Source organism: Sulfurimonas sp. (assembly GCF_023229105.1).
Taxonomy (GTDB): Bacteria; Campylobacterota; Campylobacteria; order Campylobacterales; family Sulfurimonadaceae; genus Sulfurimonas.
Genome location: NZ_JALNZY010000015.1, coordinates 1 through 16,963, shown reverse-complemented (window position 1 = coordinate 16,963; position 16,963 = coordinate 1). Strand labels below are relative to the sequence as shown.

The window sequence follows — 16,963 nt, the reverse complement described above, 5'->3', positions numbered from 1 at the left end:
AATCTCTGTTTTAGTGCGTAACATCAATTAGTACCTCATCTTGCATGTAAGCATTCTTTCCACAAGCAGGCGTCCCACCTCAACTTTAGTGTCAACAATAGATGTTATTTCCAAATCCTGCAGATTCTCTTTATCCTCAAGCGTTGATACTTTTACTATTAGCTTGATATCTTTCGTGTGCTTTAAGATTGCCTCGCAGATTGCTCTTTTTTTCTCAATATTATCTAATGTTACAATAATTGCCGCCGAGCTCTCTGCATGAAGCGCTTCTAGGAGCGAGAGCTTTGACATATCTCCAAGATATGCCTCTTTTCCTGCAGAAATTGCCTCATTAACGTGTTTTGGATTATTGTCTATAATGACATACGGAGCACCAAGAGCATCAAGATTTTTAGCAACAAACTTACCTACAACACTGTAACCGCAGACGATTACATGGTTTTGTCTAGATATAAATGCGGAGATATCAAGTCCTAGATATTGATGACGGCTTACATAGCTCACAAACCTGTTGATTTTTGAGATAAAAAACGGAGTTACTACCATTGAAAATATAACAACAAGAACAAAAAGAGATTCAAGCCCTTTTTCTAATAAACCGCCCATACTAGCAACTGCAAAGATAACAAAAGAGAACTCTCCTACCTGAGAGATTGCAAGGGCAGTCTTAAGAGAGAGCACATGTGAAGATGTTAAGCGAACAACAAGATAGGTAATAGTAGTTTTTAAAACTAAAACAAGCAAAAAGATACCGATAATGAGCCAGAAATTGCCAATAAAAAAGAGAACGTCTACCTTCATACCCACAACGATAAAGAATGTTCCAAGAAGTATATCTTTAAACGGTGCAATATCGGATTCTACTTTATGATGATATTTCGTCTCGGCTATAATCATCCCCGCAACAAAAGCTCCTAGAGAGTATGTAAAGCCCATGTAAGAAGCTAAAAGTGCGGCACTTACAACTATAAAAAGGACTGAACCCATAAAAAGCTCGTCAACTTCACTTGAAGCCGAAAAGTGCAAGAGCCACGTCATAACTCTTTTTCCCACGATAAACATAAATCCGATAACAAAAACAGCACTTATAAGCGTAACTCTAAGTATTTCAGGAATCGACTGATCACCGCTACTTGTTAAAAATCCCAAAAGTATAAGTATAGGAATAACGGCGATATCTTGAAATATCAGTATCCCCGTTGCGCGCTGCCCATAAGGGTTATGTATCTCTTTTGAGCTCTTTAAGAAACTAAGAACCACGGCGGTAGAGGAGAGAGCAAAAGCGAGCGAGAGAATAAGAGCAGGGACTGACTCCAACGAAAACAGATAGTGGCTTATGCTATAAACTACCAGAGCAGTAAAGCCAACCTGCATAAACCCGTTGAAAAATATCTCTTTTTTCATACTATTCATTTTTGCCAAAGATATCTCAAGACCTATAGTAAACATCAAAAAAACTATGCCGAATTCGCCTATATGTTCGAGCGTTTTTGAGTCGTTCATATATCTTAAATCAAGCGCATAAACCATTATAGTACCGGTAAAAATATATCCTATTATCTGAGAGATGCCAAAGCGTTTCAAAAAAAGATTTAGTATAGTTGAAACACCTAACGCCATAACGATATATAAGAGTGCTGAATCCATAAAAGTCTTTCAAATATTATATTAAGGGTTTTAAGAGTGCCCTTTTGGAAGTTATGCAATTATAACAAAAAAAACTTTGAGCTAAATACTTTAAAAAAATCATATACTTAAATTTAAGAGACTCTATACTATAATCGCGGCTATGTTTAACATCTTGGAGCTATTTTATGACTAAATATATTTTTGTTACCGGCGGAGTTTTAAGTTCTCTTGGAAAAGGAATAACAGCAGCTAGCATTGGCACGCTGCTAAAACATGCAGGCAAACAAGTCGGTATGTTAAAAATAGATCCATATATAAATGTTGACCCTGGAACCATGAGTCCACTCGAACATGGCGAAGTTTTTGTTACAAAAGATGGAGCTGAAACCGATTTAGATATCGGAAATTATGAGAGATTTTTAGACAGTTCATACCTAAAATCAAGCAACTTTACCACCGGTCAGGTTTACTCCGCCGTTATCGAGCGTGAGCGCGCAGGCGGCTACCTCGGTCAGACGATTCAAGTTATCCCGCATATCGTAGGCGAAATCGTAAAACGTATAAAAGAGGCAGGCGAGGGGCATGAGATTCTAATAGTAGAACTTGGCGGAACGGTAGGAGATATTGAAGGTCTTCCGTTTATGGAGGCGATTCGTCAGATGAAACATGATGAAGAGGTTGAGGGTACATTTTTTGTGCATGTGACTCTTATTCCATACATCAAAGCTGCTGGTGAATTAAAGAGTAAACCTACGCAGCACTCTGTTCAGGAACTTCGCCGTATCGGTATAACCCCACAGATGATAATTGCAAGAAGCGAGAATGCACTGCCAAAAACATTCAAGAAAAAATTAGCAATGAGCTGTGACGTCTCCTCAGACAGCGTTATAGAAGCACTTGATGCGGCATCAATATATGATATTCCAATCTCATTTTTAAGACAAAATATCTTAAAGCCTATCTCAAAAGAGTTAGACCTCGGCGAGCTTAATCCAGACATGGAGAGATGGGACTCACTTGTTAAAAAAATAGTTCAGCCTAAAAACCGCATAATTTTAGGATTTGTCGGAAAATATCTTGAACTAAAAGAGTCTTACAAATCTCTAACAGAATCCCTTATCCACGCAGGTGCACACCTTGATACCCGCGTAGATATCAACTGGGTTGACAGTGAAGAGATTGAGGGCAGAGATATAGAAACTCTTCTTGGCGATTGTGACTGCATCTTGGTAGCTGGAGGATTTGGAAATCGCGGGGTTGAGGGCAAAATCAAAGCTATAGAGTATGCAAGAGTAAACAAAATCCCATTTCTTGGCATCTGCCTTGGTATGCAGCTCTCACTTATAGAGTATGCGAGAAACGTACTTTCTTTGGAGAATGCTAACTCCATAGAGTTTGATGAAAACACACCTCATCCGATGATTTACCTAATAGACAACTTTTTAGACCAAAGCGGAAATACACAGCTTAGAACGCACAAATCTCCGATGGGCGGAACTATGAGACTTGGCGAATACCCTTGTGATACTAAAGAGGGCTCACTTATACGCAAAGCTTACGGCGGTGCAAAAACAATTTTCGAGAGACATCGCCACAGATATGAGGCAAATCCTGCTTACCGTAAGCAGCTTGAAGATGCAGGCATGATTGTTACAGGGGAATCAAACGGACTCATTGAAGCTGTTGAGATTAAAGACCATCCATGGTTTTTAGGTGTTCAGTTTCATCCTGAGTTTACCTCAAGACTTCAGACTCCAAACCCTTCGATTCTTGCATTTGTTGAAGCGACTCTAAATATTTCACAACAAAAATAGCTAACGCTTTACTATGCATGTTTTTGACGATGTACCTATATTAAACAAGTCAGCTCTTTTTGAGCTGCTCTCTCAAAGACTTGACAATCAAGAAAAAACACTCTCGCAAATCCCAAACCCTTCCCTGCTCCATGATGCTCCAAGGGCCGCTAAAAAAATAGCTGATGCCATAATCAACAAGAGAAAGATAACTGTTGTTGGCGACTATGACGTTGATGGCATCAGCTCAACTGCAATAATGGTCGATTTTTTCAAGCAAATCCCCTACCCTCTTCAAACAATCATTCCAAACCGTTTTAATGACGGCTATGGCGTGAGCCCTGGTGTACTAAATAGAGTAGATGCTGACATCGTTATAACGGTAGATAATGGCATAACTGCCATAGAAGCCGCAAAGCTTTGCATGGATAGAGGTATAGATCTCATCATCACAGATCACCACACTCCGCTAGAGACACTTCCGGAGGCTTACGCTATAGTAAACCCAAAACTCTCAAAATGTGATTATCCCTTTAAAGATATTTGCGGGGCACAGGTTGCCTGGCTGCTGCTTGGGCTTGTGAAAAAAGAGCTCTCTCTTGCCATCGACATGAAGAGTTTTTTGGATATTTTATGCATCGCCGTTATCGCCGATATTATGCCCCTTAAAAATATAAACAGGGCTCTTGTAAAAGAGGGGTTAAGTGTTTTAATGCGCTCGCAAAGACCCTCTTCTGTTATAATAAGAGATTTTTTAAACAAAAGTTCTATAACTTCCGAAGATATAGCTTTTCAAATAGCGCCGCGCATAAACTCCGCTGGAAGACTCGAGGATGCCAGCATTGCGCTAGAGTTTTTAACTGCCACAACAACAAACAAAGCCTACACACAATTTGAAAAACTAAACTCCCTTAATGAACAAAGACGTGAGACTGAGACTCAAACGGCAAATGAAGCATTAGAGCTTGCCCAGGAAGAGGGTAACGTCATAGTTGTTGCCAAAGAGGGATGGCATGAGGGCGTAATCGGAATTGTTGCATCAAGGCTGGTAGAACATTTTCAAAAACCAGCTATTGTTCTAAGTATAAACAATGGAGTTGCAAAAGGAAGTGCCAGAAGCATAGGAAATATAGATATATATGAACTCATAAAGCAAAACAGCGTTTTTCTAAATAATTTCGGCGGGCACAAGATGGCAGCTGGTCTTGGATTGGAAGAAGAAAATATAGACTCCTTTAAAAATGCCATTAACAAAAGTGCTTCAAAGCTTGACTCTTCAGACTTCTTGCCTTTAGATAGCATCATGGGCGTACTTCCAAGCCAAGAGATAGACTTTGAGCTTTTAGAACTACTAGGAAACTTTGAACCATACGGCGAAGCAAACTCACGTCCTCTTTTTTTGATAAGGGATGCTCAGATAGTAGAGATAAAATATTTTGGCAAAGATAAATCCCACACTAAAATAATAATTAGACAATTTGTACATGATAGAAAAAGTATAGAGCTGATACTGTTTAAAAGAGCTATTAAGATGCCTAACGAAAAAAAGTTAACATGTAGTTACAGAGTTATGAAAAATGAGTTTAACTCAGCAGTATCAACTCAGCTTATTATAAATAAAATATATAATTATTAAATAAAAATTCTTCTTAGCATAATGGTACATATACGACTTAAATAGCGTTAAAGTATTAAAAAATAGTATATTTTAAAACTCCCTTAAGGCGCAAAAATGTAAAATTGATAACTTTATCACAAAAAAAGGAAAATCATGAGAAAGAATGAGATCTTAGAAGAGATTTTAAATGAAGTTGATAAGCATCCGGAGATTATGTCTCGTCGTGAGGCTTTAAAATATTTAACAGTATCGCCGTTAGCGGCATCTGTTTTAGCAAGCGCTACTGTTGGTACTGCAACTGCATCTGCATCTGCGGACGTTAAGGGTAAAATAGTGATTCTTGGTGGTGGTCTAGCTGGTATGAGTACGGCGGCACGTCTTAACAACTCTATCTCAAATGCGGATATTACCGTAATTGAGCCTGATCCTTTATCTGTTTCTTATCAGCCTGGTCAAACTTTGGTTGCTTCTGGCATCTGGAAGATAAATGACATTGTTTATAAGAGAGATGATTTTGTTCCAAGTGGTGTTAAACTTATAAAGGGGAGTGTGACTTCTGTAGATCCTGAAAATAACAAAGTTATTGTTGATGGGGGACAAGAGGTAACTTACGATCAACTAATTGTAGCAGCCGGTGCAAACCTTAACTACGCAGCTATCCGAGGCATAGAAGGTGAAATTACTTCTGCTGGAAAAAACAACGAAGCTACAAAACAAACTATCACTAAAGATGGTCTACACTCTATATATTTCCAAGACGGTGCAGTAGCAACATGGAAAGGTATCCAAGAGCTTGTCGCTAAAGCAAAAGCACATAGCGGCCCTGAAAAACTTCAAGCACTCTTTAGTAACCCTAGAGGGGCTATCAAATGTGGTGGTGCTCCACTTAAAATTATGTATTTAACACATGCTCGTCTTGTAGAAGCCGGAGTTCGTGATAAAGTTGAGCTTACTTTCAATACTAATAATGGTGCATTATTCGGTATTCCTGCTTATAATGTTCCGATTGTTAAGCAGTTTGAAGTGAGAGGTTTTATTGCAAACTATAAACATAACCTAGTAGCGGTAGACACAGCTACTAAAACAGCTACATTCAACAAATGGCGTATGGAGAAACAAGAGTTTAAAGATGAAATGGGTGATCCAGTCTTTAAAGAGGTAGAAGTAAGCGAACCTGTTGAGTTTAAATATGACTTTATGCACGTTGCTCCTCCGATGAAAACACCTGATGTTGTCGGTAAATCAAAAATTGGTTCTGCAGGTAGCTGGATTACAGTTAACAAAGAGACTCTTCAATCATCTTTCTTCCCTAATGTTTGGGCAGTTGGTGACTGTGCAGGCGTACCAATGGGTAAAACTGGAGGTTCTGCACGTAAACAATACAAAGTTGTTGTTGATAATGTTATCTCTGCTATGGGCGGTAAAGAACTTACGTCTAAATATGATGGATATACTGTTTGTCCACTTATTACAGGCATCGGAACTGTTATGCTTGCAGAATTTGACTGGAGTAAAAAACCAACTCCTTCATTCCCTCTTGACCCAACACAAGAGAGATGGATTATGTGGTTGTTAAAAGTTTATCTACTCAAACCAATGACAATCCACGGTATGCTTTCAGGTAGAGCGTAACCAAAAACTATCCCAATCCTCCTTAGGGGGGATTTACTCTTTACAAAGTATAATAATCCTTCCAATAAAATTCAATTCAACATAGGAAACAAGATGAAAAAAGCTACTTTTTTGGCTTCAGTTACTATACTCTTCTCAATATCGCTAAATGCCTTTACATTAGGTACGCTCGGGGATTTCAAATTTGAAAAAATGAACCAAAATGTTTATGTCATGCATGGACCGGAAAAAGAACCAAGCAAAGAAAACGAAGGTTTTATGAATAATCCTGCGGTTATAGAGAGCCAAAACGGATTAATAGTAATAGATCCGGGCGGAAATTATAATGTAGGCAAGAAAATTCTTTCAGAGATTGAAAAGTTAAGTAAAAAACCTATTATTGCCGTTTTTAATACCCACAAACATGGGGACCATTGGTTTGCAAATAAAAATATTAAAGAAAAATACCCTGATGTGCCTATTTACGCTTTAACATACATGATAGAGCAGGTAAAAGATAATGCAGCAGATACATGGTATGGTATTTTAGATAGATTAACAGGAAATCTAAAGGGAACAAAACCATTTACATTTCCAAATCAAGGTATTGAAAACAAACAAACAGTTGTTGTTGACGGACAAACATTTATCATGCGCCATTTTGCAAAAGGGCATACTGATACAGATATTCTTATAGAACATACAAACTCAAATACACTTTTTATCGGCGATAATCTTATTATAAATCGTTTTGGGGCATTTGATGAGTCATCTAGCATTGTAGAAAATATTAAACTGCTAGAGAAGATTAAAAACCAAGAAGACGGGTTTAAAAAATACACGCTTTATGTTCCGGGGCATGGTCCTTCTAGCGGAGAGATAAGTAAAACTATTGACCCATTTTTAGACTATATGAGAATTGTACTCAAAGGCGCGCAAAAAGCCTATGAAGAGGGTATGGCAAGCTATGAAATAAAGCCCGAGGTAGATGAAAAACTCAAAGCTTATCACTCCTGGGATGCTTATGAGGGTCAAATGGGCAAACATTTGATGAAAGCTTACTCAGAAGTAGAGATGCTTGACTTCTAAAACAACAGAACCGCTCTTTAGCGGCTCTGCCCTTACTCTTTTTTACTAAAATTCAGTTCAAACACTACCTTTGTAATTTATAATCTTTTATGCCTAAAACATATAAATGCCAAAGAGCAAAATCAGATATTACTGCAATGAAAGTCTTGAGTGATTCTTTAGTTGCTTATGGCACAAAGTTTCATGGGATAAAAATATTTGACTTCGGCGAGTGTGGGATAAAAAAGAGCATAGCTAACATGTACCTTGATGCAGATGTAACTGCCTCTGCCTTTAGTCCAAACTCTGAGCTTTTTGCCTTTGTTAAGAACCGGGTTATCTACATCCTAGAGATGCAATCCAAGGAGATAATTCACACCATTGAGGTAAATGACGAAGATATTGAGATTATAAGTTTTGACCTCTCTTCAAACTACATCATGGCCGGAAGCAGACGCGCAAGAGTGCTTCAATACAAAATAAACCAACCCTCACTGCTCTCTAGACTCTGCTCTTTTCCCTACGATAGAAAAAGCATCACAAAAGAGGGCGAGAATTACGTAAGCTCCTTTGCCTTTTATAACAACAGCTTTGCATGTAGTGGTTACGGCGGAGCTATATATATTATTGACCTCTATACACAGACAAATAAAAAAGTCATCACTTACAATAAAACTCGCATCAACGCTATGTGTTTTTTAGATGAACAAACGCTCATTTGCGCTAAGGATAACGGCAAAATTGATATTGTATCGCTCCTAGATGAAAAGAGCCAAAGAAGCATTGATACGCCCATAACATCAATAGATAGAATCATTATAATGCCAAATCCAAACTATATTATGGTTAGTGGGAATTCAAAAATAATCACAATAATTGATATAAAAAATTATAAAATTGTTCACAGCAAATATATTGAGTTTGATAGACGCATAAAATATATGGATATTGTAAATAGCGACTCACTCATTGTTGCTCTTGAAAACAGTGAGATTTTACATGTAGAACTGCCGGGCATTACAAAATTAAAGTCGCTTATGGCTCAAAACTCACTTAAAGAAGCTTTTGAACTCATCACAAAAGAGCCGATGCTTCAAGGTTCGCATGAGCATAAAATGTTAAAAGAGAAGTTTGAAAAAAGCTACGATGATGCTCTAAAAGCGTTAGTTTGCCAAAATAGAACCAAAGCCACTCAAATTTTAAACCCATACAAAGATATAAAGTCAAAAGAGAACAAAATAAGAGAACTCCTTTTCGCTTTTGAAAACTACGCTAGATTTCAAGAGCTTTTTTTAGAAAAAAGGTACGCTTTGGCATATGCTATGAGCTCTAAACATGAACCGTTAAAGAGAACACTCCTGTATAAAAATATGGAGCAGATTTTTAGATTAGCCTTTTTAAACGCTCAAAAACATATACAAAAAAACAATCTTGCGGGTGCTAGAGCACTTCTAGGAGAGTACGGCACGGTAATATCAAAAAAGCCTCTTATTAAACTTTTGCTTACCCAAAATAAAGAGTTTGTGGAGTTTTTAAGAGCAATACAAAAAAGAGACTTTAAAAGCATCAGCAGCCTTGTGGAAAAAAATGAACTCTTTGGACAAATACCAAATTATATAGCTCTAAACAAGCAGACACAAGAGACTATTTTGGAGATAGAAGCTGATATAAGAGCCGCTAAAATTGAGAAAGCTAAAGAGATTTTGTTTACTCTTAGAGAAGTTCCACATTTGACAAAAAAAGTTGAAGAGTTGCACCTAAAATGCAAACATGTAATCCTTCTCCAAACTGCTTATAAAAACGGTAATTTTATAAGCTGCTATGAGCTTTTGGACATCTATGAAGATTTAAGAAGTACAGAACTTGGAGTGCTTCTTGAAAAACATTGGTTAAAGCTTATACAAAAATGTGAAGAGTATGCAGTTGAGGGAAATATAAAAGATATAAGAAAAACACTAGGGCAGCTTCTTACTTTATCAAGCAGAAGCAACAAAACAGGAGATCTATTACGAGTCAGTTTTCATGTAAGAATCACGATTTTAATGCGTAAAAATAATTTTAAGAGTGCAGAGGCAATAATATATACATACATAGATATCTTTGGCATTGACAGTGAAATCAGCCACCTTATGAAAAAGTTTGAAAAAACAGCATCACAAAAACTAGCTATAACACAAACGCAAGAAGATAGACCGACGAGAGACAGCTGGAGACATAACGATATTATTGTGAAGGATTTATGATTTTTAATAGAGTCTCTACTGTATCTTTAAACTCACTTTTTTGTGTCGAATTTTGGATTAAAAACTTCTCCATTTCAGCTTTTTTACTTATCGCTTCATCCAAATCTGGATCCGTACCCTTAATGTACGCACCTATACGAATGAGCATCTCATTCTCTTTTAAAATAGTATAAAGTTTTCTAAACTTCATAACTGCTCTTAGATGCTCGTTTGAGATAATGTCATTCATTACTCTCGAAGCTGAATTTAATATGTGAACGGGCGGATAAATTCCAAAGTCGGTAAGTTCACGCGAGAGAATTATATGTCCGTCTAAAATAGAGCGGGATTGATCCGCGATAGGGTCGCTCATATCATCGCCCTCAATAAGAACCGTAAAAAAAGCGGTAATAGAGCCTTTGCCCTCCTCTTTTCCGGCACGCTCCATAAGCTGAGGCAAAAGTGTCAAAGATGATGGCGGATAGCCCTTAGAAGTCGGTGGTTCGCCAAGAGCAAGCCCTATCTCTCTTTGAGCCATTGCAAATCTTGTAACAGAATCCATGATAAAAAGAACATCAAGTCCTTGGTCTTTAAAAAATTCCGCAACGCTCATCGCTGCAAATGCACCATATTTTCTCATGAGCGGAGAGTCATCCGAAGTCGCTACTATGATTACGGTATTTTCAAGATTTCCGCCTAGGTTCTTTTTAATAAACTCAGGAACCTCCCTGCCCCTCTCGCCTATAAGCGCTACCACTTTTATGGGTGCATCAGAACCTCTTACTATCATCCCCATAAGTGTTGACTTTCCGACTCCACTTCCCGCAAAAATACCGAGTTTTTGACCTTTCCCGCAAGTTAAGAGTCCATCGATACTCTTTACTCCGACACTAAAAACCTCATCTATCATACCACGCTTCATAGCGGCTATCGGGGGTTTTATTATCGGCATCAGCTTAGAGCCATTTACTGCCCCCTTGCCGTCAATCGGTCTCATAAACGGATCCACAACTCGTCCAAGCAAAGATTGACCTACCGGAATATTTAAGCCTGTTTGGTCTAAAAAGACTCTATCGCCAGAGCAGAACCCCTCAACAAAGCTAAAAGGTGAGATAAAAAAGGTGCTGCCATCTATCTCTGTAACCATACCTATAGTCTCTTGATTTGTCTCGTTTGAGATAATCTTCACTATATCGCTTATGCTTACTTTTAGCCCGCGCGCAGTAATTACTGTTGCATTTATCTTAACAACTTCGCCAAAAGCAACCGAGTATCTTTTATTTGAGATTTTATTTTTAAATGAGGAAAAAGGCATTAAAAATCTCCTTGCTTTTGTGCTTTTCTAATAACGGGTACCAGTAGGAGAGTTTATTAAAGAGAAAAATTCGCTTCTTGTTTTTTCATCTTTTTTAAATAATCCGCGAAGTGCCGAGGATGTAGTTGTTGAGTTTATCTTCTGTACTCCTCTCATCTCCATACACATATGACGTGCCTGAACAACGACTGCTACGCCCTTTGGCGTAATTGTATCCATGATTGCATCTGCTATCTGCTCGGTAAGCTGCTCTTGAATCTGCATACGGCGCGCAAAAACATTCACGACACGAGGAATTTTTGATAGTCCTACAACTTTGCCATCAGGGATATAAGCCACATGCACGCGCCCGATAATCGGTAGAAGATGATGTTCACATGTAGAGTAAAACTCTATATCTTTTAAAAGCACCATTTCATCATTTGAGCTGGTAAAAAGAGCCGACCTTAGTATCTCACGAGGATCTTCTTTATAGCCACCAAATATAAATTCATACGCTTTTTTAACTCTTTGAGGAGTTTTTAAAAGTCCCTCTCTGCTTGGGTCTTCTCCGACATGAAACATCATGGTCTTTACCGCATCTTCAAATTTTGTATCTATTTTATCTGACAACACTATACCTTTACGAGTATTTTTATAACCGATAGAGTATCAAGAAATAGCTGAGAAAATGATGTGATTTTATTTATATCAAGATTTATGGCTGGATGTATAAGAAAATTGGTTTTTAAAAAGGATGAACAGTGTTCAGAGCCTTACGCAGGAACCATAACCTGCTTATTATAGCCCACTCGTTTCTCACTCGGATAAACTATATCCAATATGATATAATTACTACCATTAAAAGGAGTTGAAATGTCAAAAATTATATTGGGATTAGATTTGGGAATAACTTCCATCGGATGGGCATTGGCAAATATTGACGACAACGAGCCTAAAAACAATAAAATCATAGATAGTGGTGTAAGAATATTTACAATAGCAGAACATCCAAAGGATGGAAAATCATTAGCACTTCCGCGCAGAGAAGCCAGAAGCGCAAGACGTACAACCAAAAGAAAAGCTCAAAAATTAAGAGCTATTAAAAGATTACTAATTAATGAAAAAATTATAACGGCTGATGAGCTTGAGAACCTTTTTATAGGCAATAAAAATCAAAAAGATGCATGGCAGTTACGGAGAGATGCTATTTATAGACTACTAGACAATAAAGAGTTGGCTCGAATCATGATACATTTGGCAAAACATCGAGGATATGCTTCAAACCGAAAAAGTGAAGAGCCTACGGATAGCGAAGGCAAAGCAGTTTTAGGTGGAATAGAAAAAAATAAAAAATTAATTCAAGAAAAAGCTTATTTAACTATAGGCGAATATATATCTACAAAAAAGAAAAAAAGAAATGGCAAAAACTCAGAAGGAAAATTAAACTATGAAAATTCTGTCTCACGAGAGATGTTAATTGATGAGATAAATATACTTTTTCACAAACAAAAAGAGTTTGGAAATAAATTTGTCAGTAATGAATTATTAAACAGTTACCAAGAGATAGCTTTTACACAGCGACCGCTAAAATCTGTGGAGGGCATGGTAGCCAATTGCCCTTTTGAACCATTAGAAAAAAGAGCACCAAAAGCAAGTTGCACATTTGAAAAATTCAGAGCCTTGCAAAAGCTAAAAAATCTTAGAATAACCACTCAACACGGTGAAATTACTCTTAATAAAGAGCAGATTAATCAAGCTATACAAAATGCAAAAACCACAAGCAAGTTCACATATAAATCGCTTAAAAAACTTTTTGATTTAGATAAGGATGCACAATTTAAAGGTTTAACATATTTTGATCATAAAACTGGAGAAGTAAAGGATTCAGAAAGTACAAAATTAGTAGATTTTAGCGCGTATCAAAAGATACAAAAAGCTATTGAAGGCATAGACAATATGTTTTGGGATAATATAAAAAATAATGATGAATCTTTAGACAAAATTGCAAAAATACTAAGTACCGAAAAAAACGACAAAAAAAGCTTGGAAGAATTAAATAAGCTTATCGACAATGTAGCGGTATGTAATGCACTTATAACACTCTCGTTTTCAGGCTTTGGACATATAAGCACAAAAGCATTGGCAAAGATAATCCCTTTCTTAGAAGATGGTTTTGATTATGACAAAGCTTGTGAGATGGCTGGATATGATTTTAAAGCAATATTTAAAGGCAATAAATCAAAACTTTTACCTCCTCTAAGCGCGCAGGAAAACCTAGAGATGACAAACCCAGTAGTAAAGCGTGCAATTGCCCAAATGAGGCTTGTTTATAATGCAATTTCCAGAAAATATGGAGCTCTTGATGCCGTACATATAGAGTTTACAAGAGATATTAAAAAATCTCACAAAGACAGAAATGATATTAAAAAAGCACAAGATGAGTTCCAAATACTAAAAGAAGAAGCAAAAACTCATGCAACTGAAGTTTTAGGCAAAGAACCAAACGCAAAAGAGCTTTTAAAGTTTAGACTTTGGAAAGAACAAAACAAAGAGTGTATTTATAGCGGAGAGTATATTAACCCAAATATTTTGGCAGACCCTTATGCAACAGAGATAGACCACATACTACCATATAGCCGCTCACTTGACGACTCCTTAAACAACAAAGTTTTATGCCTTACAAAGCAAAATCAGGACAAAGGAAATAAAACACCTTTTGAATATTTTAAAGCAGATGAAAACTCTGTAGTGTGGCAAGGGTTTTCAGGAAGAATAGAAGGACTTAAAAACATTAGACATGCTAAAAAAGGCAGACTTCTTAAAACAAATTTTGATGAAAACAGCGAAAATGCTTTTAAAGAGAGAAATAAAAATGACACCTCCTATATATCAAAGTTTGTAAAAAATTACATAGAAGCTCACATTGAGTTTAAAGAGTCAAAAGCTAAACAACATGTATTTACCCGTAACGGTATGCTTACATCGCAGCTTCGCTACAAATGGGGAGTCGGAGATAAAAACAGAGATAACCATTTTCACCATGCAGAAGATGCAATTATTTTAGCTTTTTCTACACAATCTCAAGTACAGAAACTATCTACTATATCTGGAAAGAGAGAAGGTTTTAGTTTTAAAAATAGGGAGGAAAAAGCAAAAAATCTCAAGTTTGAGCCACCAATGGACGAATTTGGCAACAAAGTTAAAGAGAGTGTGGAAAATATATTTGTTTCACACATGCCAAGGAGAAAAATTAGCGGGGCGGCTCATAAAGAGACTGTTTACAGCGATAAAACATTAAGTGTAAAAAAACCTGACGGCAAGATAGACTCCCTAAAAGGAAACAGCATCAAAAACAATATAAAACTAAAACACGGCATTGCACTAAATGACACTATGCCAAGAGTTGATCTCTTTGAAAATAAAAAGACAAAAAAATACTATTTGGTCCCCATCTATGTAAGCGACTTTATAAAAGATACTCTTCCAAATAAGGCAATTGTACAAGGAAATAAGCCATGGCTTGAAATGGATGATGAGTATGAGTTTTTGTTCTCCTTTTATAAGAGTGATTTAATAGAGATTAAAACAAAAAAGACAGCGACAAAAGAGTCTGTTCAGATTTTAGGTTATTACGACGGCACGCATAGTGGAACAGCTAACATAACTTTAAAAGCACACAATGGAAGTGAAGAATATAGTTATGGCTCCCAAAACCTAGTTTTTGTAAAAAAATATCAAGTAGATGCTTTAGGAAACTATGTTGAAGTAAAAAGCCAGAAGAGAGAAGGAACAAAAAAACAAAAAAGATAAACTATAAAAAGGAGTGATTATGGCTGCATGGAGAACCATACTAGTTACAAAACCTTGCAGGTTAAGCGTCAAAAATCTTCAGTTTGTATATGAACCGCACAATGAAGAGAGCATAAAAGTCCCGCTTGAAGATATAACAGTCATAGTGCTTGAGAGCAATCAGGCAACTATCACAACAGCGCTCTTAAGCCAGATAGCCGAAAAAAACATAGCACTCTTTACGTGTGACGGCTACCACATGCCAAACGGCTGTTTTACACCATTTCATCAACACTCGCGACTCTCTCAGATAGCTCACATACAAAGAGATATAAAACTGCCTCTTAAAAAACAGCTATGGCAAAAAATCATTACCCAGAAAATCACAAACCAATCAAAGCTCCTAAACTACTTTGAGATTGACAATATCCAGCTTGAACTCTTAAAAGACAAAGTCAAATCCGGCGATGGCCAAAACCTAGAAGCACTTGCCGCTAGAAAATATTGGCAAAAACTATTTAAAGATTTTTTGCGAGACCAAAAAGCACTAGACCCGAGGAATATAGCGCTTAATTATGGCTACGCTATACTAAGAGGTGCGGTAGCAAGATCTCTAGTTTCTTACGGTTTGCTCCCTACTTTTGGAGTCTTTCACAACTCTGAGTTAAATGCTTATAACTTAGCCGATGATATGTTAGAGCCACTTAGACCTATGACAGATATGATTGTAAAAAAACTTGAACTAGAAGATGAGCTTGATGTTCATCTCGGTATAAGCGTAAAATCTGCACTTATAAATGTTCTAAACATGCAGATGAAGCTAGATGGTGAAAATGTCACTCTGCTGCATACATGTGATGTGATGGCTCATTCTTTTGTAAAATCCTTAAAACTTAATGACGCTAACTATCTAAAACTGCCGACGCTCTCATGAAAGAGTCTAAGTTTATGTGGTTATTTGTCTTTTTTGACCTGCCTACCAAAACAAAAAAGGAGCGAAGAAAATATACACAGTTTAGAAACCATCTTCTAAAAGACGGTTTTATAATGATGCAATTTTCAGTCTATACAAGAATATGTAAAGGCGATGACAGTATAGAAACGCATAAAAAAAGAGTAAAAGAGCATATACCGCCAAAAGGAAATGTTAGGATGATTTCCATTACCGACCTGCAATATGCCAAAATGGAAACGCTTATTGGAATCAAAACAGTTGAAGAAAAACTAGAAAAAAAACAACTTTTACTATTTTGAGTAAAAATGAAACAAAAAAATTTGGTTTTAAAATAAAAAATCTCTAATTATTTAATAATTATTTAAAAAAAATAAGAAAATCTAGTAATTTTCTTCCATATTTTGATGATTTTAAAAGTAAGCTTCAAACAATTGAAGCCCACTATAGCAGGCTTCAGAAGGTAGTAGTATAGCACATCCGAGTGAGAAAGGGGGCTATAACAAAGAGTTTGATGAAGCTATGGAGCTAAAAGTATAGCACATCCGAGTGAGAAAGGGGGCTATAACTCCACATCAAAGAGAATGAAGCTGTAAACCAGTATAGCACATCCGAGTGAGAAAGGGGGCTATAACACTTCTTTTGCTGTGTATTTTGAAATTAACAGTATAGCACATCCGAGTGAGAAAGGGGGCTATAACAATTTGAGTTGTTTTGCGTCGCAATACGCCAGTATAGCACATCCGAGTGAGAAAGGGGGCTATAACCTCTCTAACAAGATAGACACTATGACAAAGAGTATAGCACATCCGAGTGAGAAAGGGGGCTATAACTCTGAGCGGGCGGGAGCAAGTGCACCACTAGTATAGCACATCCGAGTGAGAAAGGGGGCTATAACACAAAATGGACTAAAAAGAAAAATCCTATCAGTATAGCACATCCGAGTGAGAAAGGGGGCTATAACTAAACTTCACAAGTTATATA

Annotated in this window: 11 protein-coding genes and 1 CRISPR repeat array; of the genes, 8 read left to right on the top strand and 3 right to left on the bottom strand. The window is 36.9% G+C overall.

The window, feature by feature from the left end; all coding sequences use genetic code 11:
• Positions 1–27: 27 nt before the first annotated feature.
• Complete coding sequence (locus tag M0Q17_RS03505) at positions 28–1,647, bottom strand: cation:proton antiporter (RefSeq protein ID WP_295083338.1); 1,620 nt, start codon at positions 1,645–1,647, stop codon at positions 28–30.
• A gap of 167 nt (positions 1,648–1,814) precedes the next feature.
• Here M0Q17_RS03505 and M0Q17_RS03500 point away from each other — a divergent pair, with 167 nt between their 5' ends.
• The 5 genes from M0Q17_RS03500 to M0Q17_RS03480 all read left to right on the top strand — a co-directional run bounded on the left by M0Q17_RS03500 (position 1,815) and on the right by M0Q17_RS03480 (position 9,962).
• On the top strand, positions 1,815–3,443 hold the full coding sequence (locus M0Q17_RS03500) for a CTP synthase (protein WP_295083336.1): 1,629 nt from the start codon (positions 1,815–1,817) through the stop codon (positions 3,441–3,443).
• A gap of 13 nt (positions 3,444–3,456) precedes the next feature.
• Entirely contained in the window at positions 3,457–5,058 is a 1,602-nt protein-coding gene (recJ, locus tag M0Q17_RS03495) for a single-stranded-DNA-specific exonuclease RecJ (RefSeq protein WP_295083334.1), read from the top strand.
• A 135-nt stretch (positions 5,059–5,193) separates the two neighbouring features.
• Positions 5,194–6,672: an FAD/NAD(P)-binding oxidoreductase gene (locus tag M0Q17_RS03490; RefSeq protein ID WP_295083331.1), complete on the top strand. Its 1,479-nt coding sequence runs from the start codon at positions 5,194–5,196 to the stop codon at positions 6,670–6,672.
• Positions 6,673–6,765: 93 nt separating this feature from the next.
• Positions 6,766–7,740 (top strand): MBL fold metallo-hydrolase, encoded by a 975-nt coding sequence (locus M0Q17_RS03485; RefSeq protein WP_295083330.1) that lies wholly within the window; start codon positions 6,766–6,768, stop codon positions 7,738–7,740.
• A 146-nt stretch (positions 7,741–7,886) separates the two neighbouring features.
• Entirely contained in the window at positions 7,887–9,962 is a 2,076-nt protein-coding gene (locus tag M0Q17_RS03480; protein ID WP_295083327.1) for a WD40 repeat domain-containing protein, read from the top strand.
• Here M0Q17_RS03480 and fliI read toward each other — a convergent pair.
• A complete protein-coding gene (gene fliI, locus M0Q17_RS03475; protein ID WP_295083325.1) occupies positions 9,943–11,256 on the bottom strand; it encodes a flagellar protein export ATPase FliI in 1,314 nt (437 codons plus the stop codon). The two genes, M0Q17_RS03480 and fliI, sit on opposite strands and share 20 nt — an antisense overlap.
• 27 nt (positions 11,257–11,283) lie before the next feature.
• A complete protein-coding gene (gene folE, locus M0Q17_RS03470; RefSeq protein WP_295083386.1) occupies positions 11,284–11,856 on the bottom strand; it encodes a GTP cyclohydrolase I FolE in 573 nt (190 codons plus the stop codon).
• 255 nt (positions 11,857–12,111) lie between these two features.
• Between folE and cas9 the strand changes: the two genes are divergently transcribed.
• From cas9 to cas2, 3 genes are read left to right on the top strand one after another with little or no spacing between them, the layout of a single operon-like run.
• Positions 12,112–15,048 carry a type II CRISPR RNA-guided endonuclease Cas9 gene (cas9, locus tag M0Q17_RS03465; protein ID WP_295083323.1) on the top strand — a complete coding sequence of 979 codons (2,937 nt, stop codon included), beginning with the start codon at positions 12,112–12,114 and terminating at the stop codon, positions 15,046–15,048.
• Between the two features lie 19 nt (positions 15,049–15,067).
• Entirely contained in the window at positions 15,068–15,961 is an 894-nt protein-coding gene (gene cas1, locus M0Q17_RS03460; protein ID WP_295083321.1) for a type II CRISPR-associated endonuclease Cas1, read from the top strand.
• A 14-nt stretch (positions 15,962–15,975) separates the two neighbouring features.
• Positions 15,976–16,281 carry a CRISPR-associated endonuclease Cas2 gene (gene cas2 / locus M0Q17_RS03455; RefSeq protein ID WP_295083319.1) on the top strand — a complete coding sequence of 102 codons (306 nt, stop codon included), beginning with the start codon at positions 15,976–15,978 and terminating at the stop codon, positions 16,279–16,281.
• A 166-nt stretch (positions 16,282–16,447) separates the two neighbouring features.
• Positions 16,448–16,943: a CRISPR direct-repeat array (repeat unit 36 nt; unit sequence AGTATAGCACATCCGAGTGAGAAAGGGGGCTATAAC).
• Positions 16,944–16,963 lie beyond the last annotated feature (20 nt).